Source organism: Flavobacterium sp. ACN6 (assembly GCF_002304005.1).
In the GTDB taxonomy this organism is placed as follows: Bacteria; Bacteroidota; Bacteroidia; order Flavobacteriales; family Flavobacteriaceae; genus Flavobacterium.
This window is the reverse complement of sequence record NZ_MRCQ01000006.1, coordinates 292502-313767: the sequence shown is the minus strand read 5'-3', so window position 1 is coordinate 313767 and position 21266 is coordinate 292502. Positions and strand designations below refer to the sequence as shown.

At 32.7% G+C, this 21266-nt stretch carries 22 protein-coding genes; 11 read left to right on the top strand and 11 right to left on the bottom strand.

Features of this window, described 5'->3' with window-relative positions:
- Positions 1-13 precede the first annotated feature (13 nt).
- Positions 14-1507, bottom strand: coding sequence for a malate:quinone oxidoreductase (locus BSF42_RS11845; RefSeq protein WP_095953291.1), 1494 nt, complete (start codon positions 1505-1507; stop codon positions 14-16).
- A gap of 126 nt (positions 1508-1633) precedes the next feature.
- Positions 1634-2047, bottom strand: a complete 414-nt coding sequence (gene ruvX, locus BSF42_RS11840; RefSeq protein ID WP_095953290.1) for a Holliday junction resolvase RuvX — start codon at positions 2045-2047, stop codon at positions 1634-1636.
- A 238-nt stretch (positions 2048-2285) separates the two neighbouring features.
- Between ruvX and BSF42_RS11835 the strand changes: the two genes are divergently transcribed.
- Positions 2286-4154: an LTA synthase family protein gene (locus tag BSF42_RS11835; RefSeq protein WP_095953289.1), complete on the top strand. Its 1869-nt coding sequence runs from the start codon at positions 2286-2288 to the stop codon at positions 4152-4154.
- Positions 4155-4226: 72 nt separating this feature from the next.
- On the opposite strand, the gene BSF42_RS11830 is transcribed toward BSF42_RS11835, so the two are convergent.
- Complete coding sequence (locus BSF42_RS11830; protein ID WP_095953288.1) at positions 4227-4856, bottom strand: PAS domain-containing protein; 630 nt, start codon at positions 4854-4856, stop codon at positions 4227-4229.
- Positions 4857-5129: 273 nt separating this feature from the next.
- Between BSF42_RS11830 and BSF42_RS11825 the strand changes: the two genes are divergently transcribed.
- The gene (locus BSF42_RS11825) at positions 5130-5945 is read left to right on the top strand and encodes a 2,3,4,5-tetrahydropyridine-2,6-dicarboxylate N-succinyltransferase (RefSeq protein ID WP_057118644.1); all 816 of its coding nucleotides are present in this window, start codon (positions 5130-5132) and stop codon (positions 5943-5945) included.
- A 65-nt stretch (positions 5946-6010) separates the two neighbouring features.
- Here the strand turns inward: BSF42_RS11825 and BSF42_RS11820 are convergent, their stop codons facing one another.
- Positions 6011-6763 (bottom strand): glycosyltransferase family 2 protein, encoded by a 753-nt coding sequence (locus tag BSF42_RS11820; protein ID WP_095953287.1) that lies wholly within the window; start codon positions 6761-6763, stop codon positions 6011-6013.
- A 127-nt stretch (positions 6764-6890) separates the two neighbouring features.
- Here BSF42_RS11820 and BSF42_RS11815 point away from each other — a divergent pair, with 127 nt between their 5' ends.
- Together BSF42_RS11815 and BSF42_RS11810 are read left to right on the top strand one after the other, a co-directional pair.
- Positions 6891-7955: a glycosyltransferase family 9 protein gene (locus BSF42_RS11815; protein WP_095953286.1), complete on the top strand. Its 1065-nt coding sequence runs from the start codon at positions 6891-6893 to the stop codon at positions 7953-7955.
- A gap of 17 nt (positions 7956-7972) precedes the next feature.
- Positions 7973-8746, top strand: coding sequence for a glycosyltransferase family 2 protein (locus tag BSF42_RS11810; RefSeq protein WP_095953285.1), 774 nt, complete (start codon positions 7973-7975; stop codon positions 8744-8746).
- On the opposite strand, the gene BSF42_RS11805 is transcribed toward BSF42_RS11810, so the two are convergent.
- Together BSF42_RS11805 and BSF42_RS11800 are read right to left on the bottom strand one after the other, a co-directional pair.
- Positions 8727-9491 (bottom strand): lipopolysaccharide kinase InaA family protein, encoded by a 765-nt coding sequence (locus BSF42_RS11805; RefSeq protein WP_095953284.1) that lies wholly within the window; start codon positions 9489-9491, stop codon positions 8727-8729. The two genes, BSF42_RS11810 and BSF42_RS11805, sit on opposite strands and share 20 nt — an antisense overlap.
- 157 nt (positions 9492-9648) lie before the next feature.
- Entirely contained in the window at positions 9649-10422 is a 774-nt protein-coding gene (locus BSF42_RS11800; RefSeq protein WP_095953283.1) for a DUF5672 family protein, read from the bottom strand.
- Positions 10423-10601: 179 nt separating this feature from the next.
- On the opposite strand from BSF42_RS11800, the gene BSF42_RS11795 reads away from it, so the two are divergent.
- Positions 10602-11162 carry an L-threonylcarbamoyladenylate synthase gene (locus tag BSF42_RS11795; RefSeq protein WP_095953282.1) on the top strand — a complete coding sequence of 187 codons (561 nt, stop codon included), beginning with the start codon at positions 10602-10604 and terminating at the stop codon, positions 11160-11162.
- Between the two features lie 101 nt (positions 11163-11263).
- Here the strand turns inward: BSF42_RS11795 and BSF42_RS11790 are convergent, their stop codons facing one another.
- Positions 11264-12388, bottom strand: coding sequence for a cysteine desulfurase family protein (locus BSF42_RS11790; protein WP_095953281.1), 1125 nt, complete (start codon positions 12386-12388; stop codon positions 11264-11266).
- Positions 12389-12475: 87 nt separating this feature from the next.
- Between BSF42_RS11790 and BSF42_RS11785 the strand changes: the two genes are divergently transcribed.
- Positions 12476-13465, top strand: coding sequence for a hypothetical protein (locus tag BSF42_RS11785; RefSeq protein ID WP_095953280.1), 990 nt, complete (start codon positions 12476-12478; stop codon positions 13463-13465).
- Between the two features lie 147 nt (positions 13466-13612).
- On the opposite strand, the gene BSF42_RS11780 is transcribed toward BSF42_RS11785, so the two are convergent.
- Together BSF42_RS11780 and BSF42_RS22430 are read right to left on the bottom strand one after the other, a co-directional pair.
- Positions 13613-14164 carry a Smr/MutS family protein gene (locus BSF42_RS11780; protein ID WP_095953279.1) on the bottom strand — a complete coding sequence of 184 codons (552 nt, stop codon included), beginning with the start codon at positions 14162-14164 and terminating at the stop codon, positions 13613-13615.
- Position 14165: 1 nt separating this feature from the next.
- Positions 14166-14339, bottom strand: a complete 174-nt coding sequence (locus BSF42_RS22430; protein ID WP_172426676.1) for a hypothetical protein — start codon at positions 14337-14339, stop codon at positions 14166-14168.
- Positions 14340-14463: 124 nt separating this feature from the next.
- Here BSF42_RS22430 and BSF42_RS11775 point away from each other — a divergent pair, with 124 nt between their 5' ends.
- The gene (locus BSF42_RS11775; RefSeq protein ID WP_253251037.1) at positions 14464-14730 is read left to right on the top strand and encodes a DUF2752 domain-containing protein; all 267 of its coding nucleotides are present in this window, start codon (positions 14464-14466) and stop codon (positions 14728-14730) included.
- 164 nt (positions 14731-14894) lie between these two features.
- On the opposite strand, the gene BSF42_RS11770 is transcribed toward BSF42_RS11775, so the two are convergent.
- The gene (locus BSF42_RS11770; protein ID WP_095953278.1) at positions 14895-15596 is read right to left on the bottom strand and encodes a DUF1003 domain-containing protein; all 702 of its coding nucleotides are present in this window, start codon (positions 15594-15596) and stop codon (positions 14895-14897) included.
- Between the two features lie 190 nt (positions 15597-15786).
- On the opposite strand from BSF42_RS11770, the gene epsC reads away from it, so the two are divergent.
- From epsC to BSF42_RS11755, 3 genes are all read left to right on the top strand, one after another.
- A complete protein-coding gene (gene epsC, locus BSF42_RS11765; RefSeq protein WP_095953338.1) occupies positions 15787-16578 on the top strand; it encodes a serine O-acetyltransferase EpsC in 792 nt (263 codons plus the stop codon).
- Complete coding sequence (cysM, locus tag BSF42_RS11760; protein WP_095953277.1) at positions 16578-17465, top strand: cysteine synthase CysM; 888 nt, start codon at positions 16578-16580, stop codon at positions 17463-17465. The genes epsC and cysM overlap by 1 nt, the downstream gene beginning before the upstream one ends.
- 142 nt (positions 17466-17607) lie before the next feature.
- Complete coding sequence (locus BSF42_RS11755) at positions 17608-18594, top strand: aldo/keto reductase (RefSeq protein WP_095953276.1); 987 nt, start codon at positions 17608-17610, stop codon at positions 18592-18594.
- A 50-nt stretch (positions 18595-18644) separates the two neighbouring features.
- Here BSF42_RS11755 and BSF42_RS11750 read toward each other — a convergent pair whose 3' ends face one another.
- Positions 18645-19520, bottom strand: a complete 876-nt coding sequence (locus BSF42_RS11750) for a sensor histidine kinase KdpD (RefSeq protein WP_253251035.1) — start codon at positions 19518-19520, stop codon at positions 18645-18647.
- Positions 19521-19851: 331 nt separating this feature from the next.
- Here BSF42_RS11750 and rlmD point away from each other — a divergent pair, with 331 nt between their 5' ends.
- A complete protein-coding gene (gene rlmD / locus BSF42_RS11745; protein WP_095953275.1) occupies positions 19852-21264 on the top strand; it encodes a 23S rRNA (uracil(1939)-C(5))-methyltransferase RlmD in 1413 nt (470 codons plus the stop codon).
- The last annotated feature ends 2 nt before the right edge of the window (positions 21265-21266 follow it).

Here is a 21266-nt window from a genome sequence, read left to right as displayed (position 1 = left end):
TAAGTAAAGAAGTTTATTTTATTTTTAAAACTTCTGCTGTATGTTGTCTAAGTTCCGCTAAAAGCTCCGGCTTATCATTTAAAGTCTGTCCGTAAGAAGGAATCATCGTTTTCATTTTAGCTTCCCATTCTGGTGTTTTAATTTGATTTCCAAAACATCTGCCAATCAAATCAATCATAATCGCTACCGCTGTAGAAGCACCTGGAGAAGCACCTAATAAAACTGCTAAAGTTCCATCGTGTGTATTAATTACCTCAGTTCCAAATTCTAAAACACCACCTTCTTTTTCATCTTTTTTAATAACCTGAACACGTTGCCCCGCTTTTTCTAATTTCCAATCTTTAGAACGTGCCGTTGGTAAATATTCACGTAAAGCTTGCATTCTGTCTTTTGGAGACTGACGAACCTGCTCTATCAAATATTTTGTAAGCGGTATATTATGATATCCTGCTGCCAGCATCGGAATTAAGTTATTACCCTTAATAGATAAAGGAAGGTCTAAATAAGAACCGTTTTTTAAGAAACGAGTCGAAAACCCAGCAAATGGTCCAAAAAGAAGCGCTTTTTCGCCATCAATTACACGAGTATCAATATGCGGAACAGACATTGGAGGAGCTCCAACACTTGCTTTTCCGTAAACTTTTGCCTGATGTTTTGCAATTACATCCGGATTAGTACATTTCAGCCATTGTCCGCTTACTGGAAAACCTCCGTACCCATTTCCTTCTGGTACGTTTGCTTTTTCTAATAAAGGCAAAGAACCTCCACCAGCCCCAATAAATACGAATTTAGTATACGCTTTACGTATTTTTCCTGTAGACAAATCTTTAATTTTTATTCTCCAAGATTTATCTTCACGCTGTCTAAGTTTTTTAACCTCGTGATTGAAAAATAAAGAAACACCATCTAGTTTTTCTAAATAATTGAACATACTTCTGGTTAGAGCACCAAAATTTACATCGGTACCAATTTCCATATGTGTCGCTGCTAATTTTTCATCAGCATTACGTCCTTCCATTACCAGCGGCATCCATTTCTGAAGCTGCTCAAAATCGGTACTGAAAGTCATTTCAGAAAAAATAGGATTACTTTGAAGAGCTTCAAATCTCTTTTTTAAATAATTTACGTTTTTATCACCCCACACAAAACTCATATGAGGCACGCTTTTAATAAAATTATCAGGAGAAGGCACTTTGTTTTCCTGCACTAAGTAAGACCAAAACTGGCGCGAAATCTCAAATGATTCTGCAATACTTATTGCTTTTTTAGGATCGATACTGCCATCTGCCTTTTCTGGAGTATAATTTAGTTCACAAAAAGCAGAATGTCCAGTTCCTGCATTATTCCAAGCATCAGAGCTTTCTGCTGCAGCAACATCTAATCTTTCGTAAATTTCAATTTTTATATCCGGTTGTAATTCTTTCAAAATTACTCCAAGAGTGGCACTCATTATTCCAGCGCCAATGAGTACTACATCACTATTTGAACGTATGGTTTCGTCAGGCATAACAGTATTTTTATTTAAAGTGCAAAGGTACTTTTTTAATTGCAAAAAAAAACTAATTTTTACATGATAAAAGTTAGGATTTTCTAAAAACCATTAAATTATAAACAAAAATTACGACGAACAACGTTATTTTTTTGAGGAAAGATAATCTTGAAGCAGAATTGTAGCAGAAATTTCGTCTATCAAACCTTTATTCTGACGCTGCTTTTTACTCAAACCACTGTCGATCATGGTTTGAAATGCCATTTTTGAAGTAAAACGCTCATCTACCCGAATTACTTTTATATCAGGAAATACGTTCGAAAAATGCGTTGCAAAACCATTAATCACAGAAGCACTTTCTGAGGGCTGGCCGTTCATTTGCTTTGGTTCTCCAATCAAAACCGCTTCTACTTTTTCTTTTGCGAAATAATCTTTCAAAAAATCGACCAAAGTATGAGTCGGAATTGTTGTTAACCCGGAAGCGATAATCTGCATTTCATCTGTAACAGCGATTCCTGTGCGTTTTTGTCCGTAATCTATAGAGAGGATTCTTGGCATGTTTTATTTATTTAAATGCAAAAATAATTAAACATATTGTAAGCATTTACAAACTTGGGTAATAAAAACAATAAATCTTGTCACCTTGTCTTCTTTATTTTATTTTTCAAATAAGTCTTATCTTATTATAAACATACCTTTTTGAGTATCTTTTTTAAGAAAAACAAAAGTTCTTTTGCCTGAAATTCTCTTACAGTTTTAAAAATCATTTACAACTTAATCAGATATAAAATTTCAGATGAATAACTATAAAAAAAGCATTGTTTTATTCTTAAAAAGATTTCTTTTACTTGTTCTAATTTATCAATTCAGCAGGCTTTTATTTTATTTTATAAATAAGAATTTATTTGATCCACTGACATTCAAAACCCTAGTTGGCGGACTTCTGTTTGATTTTGCTGCAATAAGTTATGTCAATATAATTTTCGCTATTGCTCATTTAATTCCTGGTAATTTTAAATATAAAAACAACTATCAAGTTATTTTAAAAATAACTTTTTACAGCATTAACCTTATCTTTATCGCTACCAATTTCATTGATATAATTTATTATCGTTTTACAGGCAGAAGAAGTACCTTTAATATGATTACAGCAAAAGGAATGGAACATGAAGCCATTGGTCTAATTCCTTCGTTTTTAAAAGAGTTCTGGTATATTGGAATAATTTTCTTAATTATAAGCGTCTTATTCTGGAAATTAGTACCCGATCTTGAGAAAAATTCAATGCCGCAATATTTAATCAAGAGAGATTACTTAGTAAAGTCTTTCTTTTTAATCCTTTCACTAATTACCTTATTAATTATAGCACGCGGAGGCTTTCAAAAAAAACCAATAAAAATTGTTGACGGAATAAACTACGGAGCTTTGACTAATACTTCTTTGGTTTTGAATACTCCCTTTACAATCCTAAAAACTATTACAAAAAAAGAAGATATTGATGAAGTTAATTATTATAATTCAAAGGAATTAAAATCAATTTATGATCCTTGCATTTTATTGCAGCCAGAAAAACCTGCTGTCAAGAAAAATGTCGTTATTTTGATTTTAGAAAGTTTTGGTAATGAAAACATCGGACACGGACAAACGCCTTTTTTAGATTCGCTGATTACAAAATCCTATTATTTTAAAAATGGTTTTGCAAATGGAAAAGTTTCTATAGATGCCGTTCCTTCTATACTTTCAAGTATTCCCAGTTTAATGAATAACTCTTTTATTTCCTCCAGCTATTCTTTAAATAAAATAAATGGTCTGCCACAAATATTGAAGAAAGAAGGATATAATACTTCGTTTTTTCATGGTGCTTTTAATGGAAGCCAAAATTTTGAGCAATATGCCAAAGTTGCTGGATTCGATAATTATTTTGGAAAAGACCAATACACCGGAAAAAATGCTTTTGATGGAAAATGGGGCATTTTCGACGAAGAGTTTTTAAAATTTTACGCTTCTAAATTAAGTTCTTTTAAACAGCCTTTTTTCAGTTCTTTGTTTACGATATCATCACATAATCCTTATATAATACCGGAAAAATATAAAGGAAAATTTCCAAAAGGAACTACAGTCATTCAGGAGAGCATCGCTTATACTGATTTTGCATTACGAGAATTTTTTAAAACTGCAAAAAAAGAAGATTGGTATTCCAGCACTCTTTTTGTAATTTCTGCAGATCATACTTCATCGGGAGGAGACAGAGACATTGATCAGACCAATATTGGAAAATTTAGAATTCCTATTTTATTCTTCGATCCATCCAATCCAGAACTGATTGGAAGCAGCGAAAAGAACTTTCAACAAATTGATATTATGCCCAGTATTTTAGATTATCTCAATATAAAAACCAAAATGGTTAGTTTTGGAAAAAGCTACAAGGCTCCAGAAAACTTTGTAGTATATTATCTGCAAGGAACCTATCATTATATTCAAGATGATTATTACTTAGCTTTTGCTAATAATAAAACTATTGGATTATACAATTGGAAAAAAGATATTTTATTGAAAAACAATTTAATACAACAAGAGAAATCAAGAGTAACTGAATACGAAAAATTCTTAAAAGCTTACATACAATCTTTTAACGAAAGAATCATTAATAACAAACTTACGCCTTAATTCAAAAAAAATCCGCCTCGAAAATTCAAGACGGATTCTATCCAAATATTCAAACCTAAAAAATAACTCCAATTATCTACCGAACAATCGACCAAAAAAGCCTCTCTGTTCTTCCTGTTCTCCATCCTCTTCTTCAACATAATTAGCAAATTTTGATTGTGCTTTCTCATGTTCGTAAATCAACTCCTTAATATATTCAACATAACTTCTCTTCTTTTCTTCCAAAAATCCGATCAAGTATTTTTCGCTGAATTCAACTCCGCTCGCTGCTTCGATTTGTAATAGTTTTTTATACAATGGCTCAATATGCATAGCAATTACTTCCTGAGGTACTGATTGTCTTCGTCCAAAATAATTTACAATTACATCATTTTCATCACGGGCAATTTCAAAATCGGTAATCACCCAATAGTATCTTCCCGATTTAGCTAGATTTTTTACAATCGCATGAAAGTTTTTACCGTTTTTAAGATTCTCCCAAAGCACTTTAAAAATAACTTTTGGCATATCTGGGTGACGTATAATATTATGGGGTTGTCCCATTAATTCGTAATCTTCGTAACCACAAACATCTACAAATACTTCATTGGCATATTCGATAATACCAAAAGCATTTGTTTTGCTCATAATAACTTGCGTTTTATCCCAAGTTACCTCTTTGTCAATAATTACTCTGTTCTGAAGTTGATTTTCTTGATTCATATTTTACTGCTTATATGATTAATTTTATTGAATGGAATGTTTTTTCAATGGTGCGAAATTAGAGAGAAGAAAAAATAGAAAATCTGACTTTTGTCATATTATGACATAAAAAAAACTTCTAGAGGTAGTTAGAAAAGAAATTATAAATAGCAAATTCAAAATTCTAAAAGACTTTACAAATAAGAAACAAAAAGTTAAACCTGTAACATTTTCAAGTCGTTTTGCTTTTTTGCATTTATACAAATACGTTATCTTTGCCAAAAATTTAAACGTATGAATTCTTTACAGACTATAATTGAACAAGCTTGGGAAAACAGAGCTTTACTACAAGAAACTACAACAACTGATGCTATTAGAGAAGTTATCGAATTGGTTGACGCTGGAAAATTGCGTGTTGCAGAACCAGTTGGAGACAAATGGCAGGTAAACGAATGGGTTAAGAAAGCTGTTGTTATGTATTTCCCAATTCAGAAAATGGAAACATGGGAATCTGGTATTTTTGAATATCACGATAAAATGTTACTAAAAAGAGATTATGCTGCAAAAGGAATTCGTGTAGTACCAAATGCTGTTGCTCGCTATGGAGCTTACATTTCAAGCGGCGTTATCTTAATGCCTAGTTATGTAAACATTGGTGCTTATGTTGACGAAGGAACTATGGTTGATACTTGGGCAACTGTTGGAAGCTGTGCACAAATTGGTAAAAACGTTCACTTAAGCGGTGGTGTTGGTATTGGTGGTGTTCTTGAACCATTACAAGCTGCTCCAGTAATTATCGAAGACGGTGCTTTTATCGGTTCTCGTTGTATTGTTGTTGAGGGTGTTCACGTTGGTAAAGAAGCAGTTCTTGGCGCTAACGTATGTTTGACTGCATCTACAAAAATTATTGACGTTACGGGTGATGAGCCAGTAGAAATGAAAGGTTTTGTTCCTGCTCGTTCTGTTGTTATTCCTGGAAGTTACACTAAAAAATTCGCTGCCGGAGAATTTCAAGTTCCTTGCGCTTTAATTATTGGTACTCGTAAGCCATCTACAGATTTAAAAACATCTTTAAACAATGCGTTACGTGAATATGATGTAGCGGTATAGATTTTAAAAAATCCAATATATAAAATTCCAAATTCCAATCTTATCAATTGGAATTTGGAATTTTTTTATTTGGAATTTTTCTGTTGCAGTTTTAAAAGCTTTGCATATTTCATATAAGAGAAAAATGCCTGAATCATTGCTATTGATAATCCGTCGATTCCATTAAAAATACCTTTCTTAAAAAAATAGCAGCGAATAAAAGCTACCGTTCCGTTTAAAACTGGTTTAAAAGCATTTATTCTTTTTCCCTGATCAAATAATTGTTGTGCATGCCAGCCAGAATACTGGTTTTTCTTAGCTATAATCTGGTCTAAAGAATCCCAGCCATAATGCAGAATATGCACAGCAACCTTTTTCTCGTTTTGTGTAATAATTTTTTGATGGACTTTAGAATCTGAAGGATGTGCAGTTTGTTTATTAAAGAAACGAACTTTATGATCTGGATACCATCCTGAAAAGTCGATTAATTTGTCTGCCAAAAAGTTTTTAACCCTAAAACTAAAGGCATCATTATTCCCTTCCAGATATTTTCCTTTTAGTATAAATTCTTCAGCATCTTTATCCAGAAACTCATCTGCGTCTAAATTTAAAATCCAGTCGTTTTTACAATACGGAAGACCATGCGTACGCTGCGGTCCGTCTCCTAAAAAGCTTTGCTGAATAACTATTGCGCCTTTTTCTTTGGCAATTTCAACTGTACGATCCTTGCTGAAAGAGTCTACTATAATTACTTCGTCACATACTTTTAACAAAGCATCGATACATTTTCCTATGTTTTTTTCTTCATTGAAAGTAATAACAAGACCACTAATTTCCATTACAAAATTTAATTTATGAGCCACAAAAATATAACATTTTTATTTTAGTTTATTCTTAATCTTACGATACGGTTGCACACTTCATAAAATAGTTTGTAATTTAGCCCATAAATTGAATTTTAAATAGATGAGAATATTAGTCATTCAGCAAAAAAGAATTGGAGACGTTTTAACCAGTACAATAATCTGCAACAACTTAAAAACTAAGTTCCCTGATTCGGTGATCGATTATATGTGCTATCCTAATTCGGTAGATGTACTAAAAGAAAATCCAAATATTGACAATATTATTCCGATGACCAGTAAGGTCAGAAAATCTATCCCTGCATTATTTAAATTTATTTTTGAGATTCGCAGCAAAAAATATGATGCTGTAGTAGATGTTTACAGTAAGCTCGGAACTAATTTAATTACTTTTTTTTCTGGGGCAAAATACAAAGTTTCTTATCGTAAATGGTATACAAAAATATTTTACAATTATACTTACGAACGTTTTGATGCCATAGAATCGGAACATGGATTAGCTATTGAAAATAGATTATTATTGCTTAAACCTTTTATTTCTGAAAAAATAACAGATGTAAAACCAAAGATATTTTTAAAAGAATCTGAAATTGAAGAAGCCAAAAAACTTCTGCAAAGCCATAACGTAGACAGCGAAAAGCCGTTAATTATGTTCGGGATTTTAGGAAGCGAAGTTTACAAAACTTATCCTTTGGAAGGAATGGCAAAAATTATTGATTTTACAGTGGCTAAAACTAATGCAACCATAATTTTTAACTACGTTCCGTTTCAAAAAGATTTAGCTCTGGAAGTTTATAATTACTGCACTGAAGAAACAAAAAAGAATATTGTTTTCGATTTATATTGTACCGAACTACGTCCGTTTTTGGCTGTTCTTTCGCAATGTGAAATGCTGATTGGAAATGAAGGTGGCGCTGTAAATATGGCAAAAGCACTTGAAATTCCGACTTTCTCTATCTTTACTCCTTCTGTTAGAAAAGAAACTTGGCAATTGTTTGAAAACGAAGCTAAAAATGCTTCCATTCATCTAAAAGATTTAAAACCTGAGATCTACGAACAGCATACAGAGCAATATATTAAAGAACATACTTTTGAATTCTACGCTGAGTATCCTTTACCCTTAATGCTGGAAAAATTAGAAGCTTATTTTCAAGAATACAAAAATTGAAAAAGTAAAAGCATCAGATGAATAGTTTTGAAAAACAAAAGTTATCGGTTTTAATTATTACTCTTAACGAGGAACGTTATATAAAATCTTTACTTGAAGATGTTGACTTTGCTGATGAAATAATTGTAGTTGATTCTTTTAGTTCAGATGCTACAGCCGAAATAGTAAAGTCCTTTACAAATGTCCTATTCATTGAAAACCAATTTAAAGATTACACTTCGCAAAGAAATTTTGCTTTAGATCAGGCAAAAAACGAATGGATATTATTTATTGATGCTGATGAAAAGTTGACTCCTCAACTTAAAGAGGAAATTATTTCGACTATAAACAATAAAAATTCTGTAAGTGCTTATTTGATGTATAGAACTTTTATGTTCAAAAACAGCAAATTACATTTTAGCGGCTGGCAGACTGATAAAATATTCAGGCTTTTTAAAAAAGCCGATTGCAGCTACACTGAAGACAGAATGGTTCATGAAAAACTAATCGTGAACGGCGAAATTGGTGTTTTAAAAAATAAACTAATTCACTTTTCTTATACATCTTATGAAGATTATAAACTAAAGATGAAAAAGTATGGCATTCTAAAAGCCAGCGAAAAAAAAATAAAAGGACAGAAACCATCTGATTTTTTAATGGTTTTCCATCCTATTTATACTTTTTTATATCAATACCTAATCAGACTTGGATTTTTAGATGGCATCAAAGGCATTATAATATGCTATTTAAATGCTTATAGTATTTATATACGTTACAAAGAGCTCAAAAGAATTACTTCTTCCAAAATTTAAGTTTCTTTTTTAAGCGTTTTTTTCTGTAAAACTGCTCTTGAAAATCGGCTGTGTATTTCCATAAAGTATCAAAAATCTTTTGCTCCGATTCTTCATAAAATTTAGCATATTCATTACTCATTACTGCTACCATTTCTTTTAACGGAGTCAAACGACGAAGATTATGCATACGCTGTTCAAAAGTCAATTTTGAATGAAATTCCATTCTGTTCAAATCAACGAGAAAAAAATCATAAGTTCCTTCGCTATTCTTTTTAATTAAAGTATTTCCAGGCGAATGATCTATAAATTCAATTCCTTTTTCGTGCAGTTCAAAACTGAATTTGGTAAATTGTCTTAAAATATTTTCGCGATCCGGATAATCCGGAATTTCTACAAGTTCTCTATAAGTCAAATCAGCATTTAAGTGTTCGCTGACATAATAACTGTCTTTTAATCCAATGATATTAAAATTTTCGAGAAATGCAATTGGTTCTGGTGTTCCAATTCCTTTTTCTAACAATATAGTTGCGTATTCGAATGAACGTCTTGCTTTTGATTTCCTAAAATATCTATAAGCAACTTTATTAATTAAGTTCGGAATTTTAAATGATTTGATGTTGATCGCTTTACCGTTTAAATCAAATAATTTTATCTTATTACGATCTCCATTTCCAAAGAGTTCGCCACTAGAACTAAACATTTTGATTTTTTCAAATATTAACTCTGTACTATTTGCGAAAATTGGATTTATTTTAAAATTCATCTACTATATTTTAACAACAAAAATACGCATAGAATTTAATACTTCAAATTAATATTTCTGTTTCTTAAATTAATACATTTTGCTCAATTCACTCAAGTCAAAAAAACTTCTTGAATCTCAAACATCTAATATAAATTAGCGCAATAAACTTATAAATTTAGTATTGATCCAATATTGGTTTCCAAAACTCAATTACTTTTGGTTTATTTATTGCGTGACAGCCAAAAGGAAGTTCGTTATTTGTTAATTTCATAGCCAGTTCCGGCTTTCTGTCAATAGCAAAATAAACCGCTTCTTTATAATCTGGAATCTTAAAATTAGGATCAAATTCTATTGCTTTCAAAGACCAAAAAACATCTTCTGTAGCATAAATTTTCTTTTCTTTTTCAGTTAAGAAATCAGAAATAAATTGTTTTTGTTCTTTTGAAATTGCATAATGCGAAGCCACTTTACGAAGTGATAAACCTCCGTTACCCACTTTAAAGAAAATCTGCTGGCGCTCTCTTTTCTTTTTGGACCAAAATAAACTCGAAATTTTATGACCCAAAGAATCTGGAGAAGTTGCGATCCATGGTGCTCCAATATAATCGTAGCCTTTATTGCACCATTTTATTAAATCATCTTTAAAAACAAAAGCATCTAATTGATAGATCAAAATGTATTCTGAATCTAAAAAACTTTCATAAAACACAGATGATAATAATAATTCATTATAACCGTCTATAGTAGCAAAATACGATTTCGGAAAACTTTTAAAAGTTAAATCGCTGGAGATCTCTGAAAGATAAGAATGATTTAACCCTTCTGGATGTACAATTACAATTTCATAATCTTTTAGGACTTTGCAGCATTGCACAAATGATTTTTCTTCAAGTTCTCCAAAATATTCCTTATAAACTGGAATAACAATTTTTACTGTATTTTTAGACATGTGGTATTTTAAGATTAATCTTGTTTTTAAGATTTAGGCGAAAATTTCCTTCGAAAATCTGAACTTCAGGACAAAAATAATCTTATAAATTACAAAAACTAATTATTGTAAATTAAATTTAAACTTTTTACCAATTAGAAAGATTATTTTTGTGCTTCAATTACTTATTACTTTTTACAATGAACGAAGAAATAATCAACGCTTACGAAGTTATTAAAGAAGGCGGTATCATTCTTTATCCAACAGATACTGTTTGGGGTATTGGCTGTGATGCAACTAATCCTGAAGCGGTTGCTAAAATCTACAAACTCAAAAAACGTGCAGAGACGCAAAGCATGATTGTTTTGATGAATGGCGAAAAGATGATGTACAATGTGTTTAAAAACATTCCAGAAGTTGCCTGGCAGATCTGGGATTTATCAGACAAGCCAACAACTTTAATCCTTGATGATGCGAGAAATGTTGCCCAAAATATTATTGCCGCCGACAAATCGCTTGGAGTTCGATTGGTAAAAGAACCTTTCTGCTTCAAATTGATGGAAAGAATGAAAAAACCTTTGGTTTCAACTTCGGCAAATATCTCTGGACAACCGACACCTATTGCTTTTAAAGATATAAGCCCAGAAATTATAAATGGAGTGGATTATGTCGTCAAATTAAACCAAGATAAAATCAACGGAAAATCGTCTACAATAATCAAATTAACGAACGATTCTCAGGTAAAAGTAATTCGTAAATAAATGGCTTCGACTTCGCTCAGCCTGACAATTCCTTAATGTCATTCTGAGTGAAGCCGAGGAATATTTTCATAAAAAACTTAGAATCTCAGCCTCTTAGAACCTTAGATTGTCTCTAAACTCTCAATCAGCCAGTCGATATCTTCTTTTGTGTTGTAATGACTAAAGGAAATTCGGAGATTGGGTAATTTCAAATCTTCTTCTGAAAGCATTTCTTTTAAAACGTGTGAAGGTTTTATACTTCCAGATTGACAGGCGCTTCCTCTTGAAACCGCAATTCCTTTCATATCTAAACTAAAAAGCAGCATCGAAGTTTTATCTGATGAAAAAGGCAGAATGATATTGATGATATTATAAAAACCCTCTTTTTTGCCGTTAATTCTAAAATCTGGGAAATGAATTTCAAGCTGCGAAATAAGATATTTTTTCAGGTCTAAAATGTAAGCTCTTTCTTCCTCCAATTTTTCATACGAAATTGACAAAGCTTTTGCCATTCCGGCGATTTGATGTACAGCTTCTGTTCCTGCGCGAAGCCCTTTTTCCTGTTCGCCTCCAAAAAGCAATGGCTGTAATCCCGAATTTTTTCGGATAAAAGCAAAACCAATTCCTTTTGGTCCGTGAAATTTATGTGCACTGGCCAAAATAAAGTCAACTGAAGTCTTTTGCAGGTCGATTTCCGTTTTGCCAATAGACTGAACCGTATCAGAATGAAATAAGGTATTATACTGCTTACAAATAACACTTACTCTGTCTAAATCTAAAATAGTTCCAGTTTCGTTATTAACGTGCATCAAACTTACCAATGTCTTTTTTTCATCAGATAATAAATTTGATAAATGTGTTAAATCTATACTGCCGTCAGGATTTATATTTACATAATCAATTTGAATATTGTATTCTTCCTGAAGTGCCAATACGGGATACAAAACAGCATGATGTTCAATTTTAGAAGTAATAATTCGCTCGATCTTTAAATCTTCAACAGCAGATCTCAGAATCCAGTTATCAGCTTCTGTGCCGCCAGAAGTAAAAATGATTTCCTGAGCGGTACAATTTAAATGTTTAGCAATACTTTTTCTGGAAAGTTCCAAAATCGTTTTGCCATTTCGTCCAAAACTATGAGTAGACGACGGATTGCCAAAATCCTCAGCCATTATTTTTGTCATTTCCTGAATTACTTCGGGACGTATTGCTGTTGTTGAGGCATTATCTAGATATACTTTTTTCATCGGCACAAAGTTAAGAAATATCAATTGTCAAATCTTAAATATCATTTGCCATTTTTTTCACTATTTTTGACCCAAATAAATTTTACGATGAAAAAATATGCAGCTCTTTTATTATTCGCCTTTTTATTGAATGGATGCGATGATGGAGATTTAATAGTAGAAACAATAGATTTTGAAAGCGTTACTGATTCTCAAGCCTGTGATCCATTAACGAATACATTAATTTACAAATTAAAAGCGCAAGAAGCCCTTTTACTGCAATTGCCACAAGATAAAATAATTAATGATAATGGATATTACGAATATCCAATTGATGCAAAAGGTAACGGACTATATCGTGTAGTTTACAGAGCCTATGATGGAACAGTTACCGCAGCCAATATTTGCGGGGCAATTCCGCCAAGTACTCCAAAGGTAATGGAAGAATGGATTGCTACTGACGGAATAATCACAATTCAAAGTACCCAAATTGACAAAAAAAATGCCAACGATGACGGTACAAGAATTACAGGTTATGAGCATAGTATTATAATTAATAATGTGACATTTGCAAAACCATCTGGAGATCAAACTCAGGCTAAATATGTTTTCGGAACTTATAACACTACTGTAACTCCAGCTACTCTGACTTTTAGAACCAATACAAGTGGCTTGGCTTATTCTTGTTCCAACGTAAAAAGGATATTTAATTACAATACTTCCTTTTATTTGTCAATTGAAGATATTGATCCGGCCTTACTTGTAAATACAGTTACACCTTCTAACGAGCCAAGAAGAAGTGCAATAACCACTACAATGAACAAGGTTTTTTATAAAACAGCAAAAGCAGAAACAGGGATATTTACAGAAGATAATATCTGTACTCCAACATCATCATCTCCAGTTGTAGAGCAAACTTGGACTGGGCAAATTGGTGCAGGAGATAAAGGAATTATTGAGGTAACAACAACATTAGTTGGAACTACTTACACACACACTATTGTTCTTAAAAGTGTAGCTTTAGAAAGAGGCAACAGCAGTTTTCAACTAGGAAGCAGTTTTCTTCTTGGAAAAATTGAAGTTAATACCGCTAATTAAAACTATAGATTATTCAGTATAATCTTAAAAAAATAATTCTTACAAAAAACGTCTGTTTTTCGAAACTGATTTTAAACTAAATCAGATAGAAATACAGACGTTTTTTTATGCCTTAAAATAAGATATTCTAAGCGTTTAAAACCAACCTTATTTATTGTTTTGTCTAAAATAAACTTCGGTTGCACCAAGACCATATTTTTGATAATTGGCATCTTGAAAATCAATTCCGTCGTAACGGCCTAATAAAAAATCCAATTCGGCTTTTAAAATTCCTTCACCAACACCATGAATAAAAACAATTTTCGGAATGCGGTTTCGAATCGCAAATTCGATATGTCTTTTTGCTGTTTCGGTCTGCAGTGTCAAAATATCATAGTTTGACATACCGCGTTTATTTGGAACCAATTTTTCGATGTGTAAATCAAATTCTGGAACGCCGACATCGCGCTTTTCTTTCTTTTCTTTGACAAAACTTCTTGGTTTTGGCTCTGTTTTTTCCTTTGAAACTTGTTCTAAATCTATTCTTTTAATAGAATTCATTAAATTACTGGAATCCTGAATTTTAAGCAATTCATTGACAAAAAATGTCATCATAAATCCATCCTCAGTTTCAATTAAAACTTCATTGTTTTTAACTGAAACTACTGTTCCGTTTATGGCTTCGTCAAGTACAGAAACCTTGTCTCCTTTTACCAGCATCCTACTCTTCTTTATCGTTATTTTTACTTGGTGTTTTTGCGCTCAGCTGCATCATTCCAAACATGAAAACTACAATGGCAATTATCATGATATAGATATTTTTTTCTTCTGAAACCTGCTCATAGAACGCAACCGAAATCGCAAGAATCATTATTATAATTTTAAAAGCTTTCATCAAATCAAAGTTTAAGATTTCAAAAGTATAAAACTTTCAAGTAGTACTTCTATTCTACTTCAAACGTTTGTCATATTTTTTTAGTAAAATTGCAAAAAGATCTGCTGTGAGTTTAGAAAAATATATGATCCCCTGCCTGTTCAAAACCATCTTCGGATTTGAGTGTCTGGGCTGTGGTTTTCAGCGCTCTCTATTCTTACTTTTTCAGGGCGAGTTTTTAGCCGCTTTTAAAATGTATCCAGCGATATTTACCTGCCTCTTACTTTTCGTTTTTATAGCATTTCATTTTTTAGACAAATCTAAAAATTACAAAAAATTAGTTTGGAAAATGGCTGTTGTAAACCTTATTTTTATGCTTGGAGGTTATTACTTCAAACACTTTTATTTTTAGATTTTAGTCCCGAAGCCTCGGGATAGATTTTAGTCCCGAAGCCTCGGGATAGATTTTAGTCCCGAAGCCTCGGGATAGATTTTAGATTTTCTAAAAATCGCTCCGCTCTTTTTTGGAATTTGGAATTTATCCCGAGACTTCGGGATTGGAATTTTAACTAACTTTCACTTCTTAATCTGATCCAAAATATCGTTCATCATCTCGATTTGCACTTTCTGAATTTCGATTAATTCTTGCTGCTGATGCATAATCAAGTGATCAATTTTATCGTGAATCATTCTAATTTCCAATTCCGATTTTAGATTAATCATATAATCTTTTTTAGCTCGATTTCTGTCTTTTTCTTCCTGACGATTTTGGCTCATCATAATTACCGGCGCCTGCAAGGCTGCAACGCAGGAAAGAATTAAATTTAAAAGAATAAACGGATACGGATCAAAACCTTTATTCAAAAAAAGAAAAACATTTGAAGCAATCCAGATCGAAATAAACACAACAAATGAAATAATAAAAGTCCAGCTTCCTCCAAAATCGGCTACTTTATCGGCAATTCTCTGTCCAAAATTTCTATTTTCTTCTTCATCTTCCACAATGCTGACAATCGATTTATCTTGTTTCAATGACGAAATTACATTCTTTTCCATTGCCGAAAGCGCTCCAATTTCTGTAGAAAGATAATTTGAAATATACTTCTGGCGGTACACATTTAATTCATTTACAGCAATACAGTCTTCATCATTAAAGTTAGGAAACTCTTGTTTGATTAAACCCAAAATAGGATCATGAATTGATTTTCCGCTTATTTTCTCATTTTCAGAAAAAGAAAGCCCCGAAATTGCACTCTTAAATGTTTGATTATTTTTCATTTTTTTATGTTTTGAAGGCTAATTTACGCAATAAACTTCTTAAGAATTGCATAAATAAGAACGTTCTGGCTGTGGTTTTTTATCACAAATAGAGCATTCTACAGAAAATTTCTTTAGTTAAATCGTGACTTTATTTCCAAAAAACGCCTTACTTTTAACGTTCCAAAATTATTCATTCATTTTTACCATTGTGACAAAAGACACTATCATACAAAACATAAAGGCTCTAAAGAGCCATTCGCACATAAACTACGGCATTAAAACCAAAACAGAAGACTTTACAGAAAAGCTTTTTTATACCCTTTTTGATTCTAATGCGGCATTAGATGAAAGCATTGATGAACTCGAAAAATGTTTTAAAGAAATCGCTGTTTTAGCCTGCAAAAAACCAGAAAATTTATGCGAATCGATTTGGGATAAGTTTCTAGAAAAACTGCCGAGTGTTTTAGAAAAACTAAATCAAGATGCCGCGTATATTTTAGAAAATGATCCCGCTTCAAACAGTATTGACGAAGTTTATTTGGCCTATCCTGGTTTTTATGCCATTGCTATTTACAGATTAAGCCACGAGCTGTATTCATTAGATCTATTATTATTTTCTCGTTTAATGAGCGAATATGCACATAGAATTACAGGAACAGATATTCATGCCGGAGCGGATATTGCTTCGCCATTTTTTATCGACCATGCAACTGGAATTGTAATTGGAGAAACAACGGTAATTAAAAAACACGTTAAAATTTATCAAGGTGTTACGCTGGGCGCACTTAGCGTAAGCAAAGAAATGAAAAACGCTAAGAGACATCCTACCGTTGAAGCAAATGTCTGTATTTATGCCAATGCCACAATTTTGGGCGGAGGCACAATAATAGGCAAAAACAGTGTTATTGGAGGAAATTCATGGGTGACAAAATCGATCCCTGAAGATTCGATAGTATTAAACACCACTACAACAGAAGTTAAAATAAAAGAAAAAAGATAATGGGTCCACAGAAATTATTAAACCTAATTGGGAATACTCCTTTGATGGAAACCGTCAATTTGGTTCAAAATAAAAATGTAAAGCTTTTACTGAAACTGGAAGGTAACAATCCCGGCGGAAGCGTAAAAGACAGAGCAGCATATAATATGATCGCAGCCGCTTTAGAGAGAGGCGAGATCAAAAAAGGAGATAAATTAATTGAAGCAACCAGCGGTAATACTGGAATTGCCCTTGCAATGATTGCCCAGTTATTTGGTATAGAAATAGAATTGGTTTTACCAGAAGATTCTACAAAAGAACGTACACAAACTATGCGTGCTTATGGCGCCACAGTTATTTTAACGCCTGCCAGCGAAGGAATTATTGGTTCACGTGATTATGCAGATAAAAAAGTAGAACAAGGTGGTTATTTGATGTTAAATCAGTTTGCGAATGACGACAACTGGAAAGCACATTACAAAACAACCGGCCCTGAAATATGGAACGACACCGAAGGAACTGTAACGCATTTTGTTTCGGCTATGGGAACTACGGGAACTATTATTGGTACTTCGACTTATTTAAAAGAAAAAAATCCAAACGTTCAGATTATCGGTGCGCAGCCAAGCGACGGTTCTCAAATTCCCGGAATTCGTAAATGGCCGGAAGAATATCTTCCTAAAATTTTTGATGCTTCGAAAGTGGACACCGTTGTTGACGTAAGTGAAGAAGAAGCACGCGAAATGACAAAAAGACTAGCTCTTGAAGAAGGCGTATTCGCTGGAATGAGCAGCGGCGGTTCTGTTGCGGTTGCCCTCAAAATTGCCGAACAATTAGAATCTGGAGTTGTGGTTGCCATTATCTGCGATAGAGGCGATCGTTATTTATCTTCGGATTTATTTGATTAAAAATAAGGTTCAAAGTTGCAAAGCTTCAAAGGTGCAAAGGTTTTACAGAAGTCCAAAAACTTTGTGCCTTTGAACCTTTGAGCTTCAAAAAAAACCTTTGCCACTTTGCACCTCTGAGCCTTTGAACCTTTAAAAAAAAGAAATGAACTACAGAAAACTAGGAAAAACAAACTTTACTATCTCTGAAATCTCACTTGGCACTTGGCAGGTTGGAGGGAAATGGGGATCGGGTTTTGATGATAAAACTGCCGATGAACTTTTGAATACCGCTATTGACAATGGCGTTAATTTTATTGATACTGCCGATGTTTATGAAAATGGTTTAAGCGAAACTGCTGTCGGCAGAGTAGTTCGATCCCGATCGGAACGAATTTATGTTGCTACAAAATGCGGACGTCAGATAAATCCGCATGTAAATGAAGGGTATACCCCAAAAGTGCTTCAGAAATTTGTGGAAGACAGTTTAAAAAGAACTGGACTAGAAACATTAGACCTTATTCAGCTGCACTGCCCGCCGACAGAAGTATATTATCGTCCTGAAATCTTTGAACTTTTTGACCGATTAAAAGAACAAGGAAAAATACTTAATCTGGGCGTAAGTGTAGAAAAAGTCGAAGAAGCCTTAAAAGCAATAGAATATTCTAATGTAACGACTGTTCAGATTATTTTCAATTTGTTTCGCCAGCGTCCATCTGAATTATTTTTCTCTGAAGCTAAAAAGAAAGATATTGGAATTATAGCAAGAGTTCCATTGGCAAGCGGACTTTTAACGGGTACATTTAGCGAAAAAACAACTTTTGATCCTCAGGATCATCGTAACTTTAATCGTAACGGAGAAGCATTTGATAAAGGAGAAACATTCTCTGGAATTGATTATGAATTGGGCTTACAAGCGGTTGAAGCATTAAAAGCCTTATTTCCAGAAACACCAAACCTTGCTCCTATTGCTTTGCAGTGGATTTTAAGTTTTAATGAAATCAGCTGTATTATTCCTGGTGCATCAAAAGTCGATCATGTTGTATCGAATTTATCGGTTTATGATACTCCTAAATTAACTTCGGAACAAATTTCAGAAATGAATAAAATATATAATGAATACATTAAACCGTCTGTTCACCAGCTTTGGTAATATTTCACTCAAAAAAAGGTTATTAAGATTTACATTCTTAATAACCTTTTTTATATATCAAACTCAATTCTAAATTCGGCTCCTTTATTTTTACCTTCGCTAGTAGCACTCAATCGGCCTTTGTTTCGTTCTATGATTTTTTTGCATAAATACAACCCTATTCCTGTAGAACCTTCGCTGGCAGTTCCAAGTCTGCTCATTTTGGTAAACTTTTTAAATAGTTCTTCAATCTGATTTTTATCGAAGCCTATTCCAGAATCTTGAACGGTTAAAATTAATTTTGAATCTTCAGAAAAAATTCTGACCTTGATTTCACTGTCAAAATAAGAAAACTTAACCGCATTGCTGATCAAGTTAACCAAAACCTGAATCAGAAGACCTTCGTCAATTTTTAGTTTTGCTTCAACACATTCTAAAACCAAATTCAATTTTATATTTTTATCGAATAAACGCTGTTCTACCTGCTGATTTATAAAAGGAAAAATATTAGGAAATAAAACTGTTTTTATCTCTGGATTAACTTTTACGACTTCATCCTGCTCTTTTAACAGTTTAATAAAATTTTCTATATATCGAAACTGTAGATCAGTTGATTCACAGATTAATTCTGCCAGATTTTTTACGGAGTCTGAAGGATTTTCGCTTATAATTAATTTGGCCAAACCCTGCGGATTTCCAGCAAAATTTTTCAAATCATGCGAAAGCATATATACTAAATCCTGTTTCTCATTAATAAAGTTTTCAGCTTCATAAATAGACTCTTGTATATTACACATAAGCAATCCTGCTTCATCTGAATATTCTGTTGGTAAAACAGATAATTTTCTGGTACTGCGATAATCATCTAAAGCTTTTGAAGCAGTTGCAATAGGTTTTATAAGCTTATTTAAAACCCAAAGTGTTATCGCCGTGGCAAGCAAAGTCATTATTAACGAAAAAACCAGTATTGAGGTTGGCGAAATACTGTATTCAAAGTATAAAACAAAAAATAATATTCCGATTAAAGGAATGTGAATCCCAATAAAAGCAACAAATAAAAATTTAAATGCATAACTTTTTTTCAGAAAGCTGATTTGGGAGAGCTTGTGGTACAACTTCATAAAAAGCAACAATATTGTAGGTTAATTCTAGTTTTAATGGGCAAATTTGGGTAAACAAAATTAACTTTTAAAGCTTAGCAAACTAATTTTTTGAAGAATTTCTAAAATATTTTTAAAATAAAATTTGTAAAAGTTTTCAAAGGCTTATTTTTGCGCTATGGGAAGAAAAAATACAGACAAAGTTGTCTTTCATCAAATTCAAGTTCTTGATGCTGGTGCAAAAGGAGTTTCAGTTGCCAAAGCACCGGACGGAAAAGTAATCTTTATTCCGAATGTGGTACCTGGAGATGTGGTTGACGTGCAGACATTTAAAAAAAGAAAAGCTTATTACGAAGGTAAAGCTGTAAAATTTCATGAATTATCTGATTACAGAGTAGAGCCGGTATGCGAACATTTTGGAGTTTGCGGAGGTTGCAAATGGCAGAATATGAAATACAGCCAGCAGCTTGCATTCAAACAAAATGAAGTTAAAAATCACTTACAAAGAATAGGAAAAATTGAACTTCCGGAATTTGAAACCATTTTAGGTTCTGAAAAACAGTTTTTCTATAGAAATAAAATGGAATTTTCTTTTTCTAACAGCAGATGGCTTACAGAAAAAGAAATTGAAAGCACAGAGGATTTAGGGAATAGAAATGCTCTGGGATTTCATATTCCTAAAATGTGGGACAAAATTCTGGACATCAATAAATGTCACTTACAAGAAGATCCTTCGAATGCAATTCGTAACGAAATCCGTGCCTTTGCAAACGAACATAATTTAGCTTTTTTTAATCCGAGAGAACATTCCGGATTATTGAGAACTGTAATGATCCGTACTGTTTCGACTGGAGAAATCATGGTTTTAATTCAGTTTTTTGAAGAAGACAAAATAAACAGAGAATTAATCTTAGATCACTTATACGAGAAATTCCCTCAAATTACTTCATTGCAATACGTTGTAAACGGAAAAGCAAATGATACCATTTACGACCAAGATGTTGTTCTTTATAAAGGAAGAAATTATATTCTGGAAGAAATGGAAGGATTGAAATTTAGCATTAATGCAAAATCTTTCTATCAAACCAATTCAGACCAAGCTTACGAATTGTATAAAATCACCCGCGATTTTGCAGATCTAACTGGAAACGAAGTCGTATATGATTTATATACAGGAACAGGTACAATTGCTCAATTCGTTTCTAAAAAAGCAAAAAAAGTAATTGGAGTAGAAAGTGTTCCAGAAGCAATTATTGATGCAAAAGCAAATGCAGAACGCAATAATATTACCAATTGCGAGTTTTTTGTTGGAGACATGAAAGTTGTATTTAATGAAGCTTTTATAGCGCAGCATGGCAAACCTGATGTAATTATCACAGATCCGCCTCGCGACGGAATGCATAAAGATGTAGTAGAACAAATCTTGAAAATCGCTCCTAAAAGAGTCGTTTATGTAAGCTGTAATTCTGCAACTCAGGCTCGTGATTTGGCTTTAATGGATGAAAAATACAAAGTTACACGTGTTAGACCTGTAGATATGTTTCCGCAGACGCATCATGTTGAAAATGTTGTACTTTTAGAACTTCGATAGAA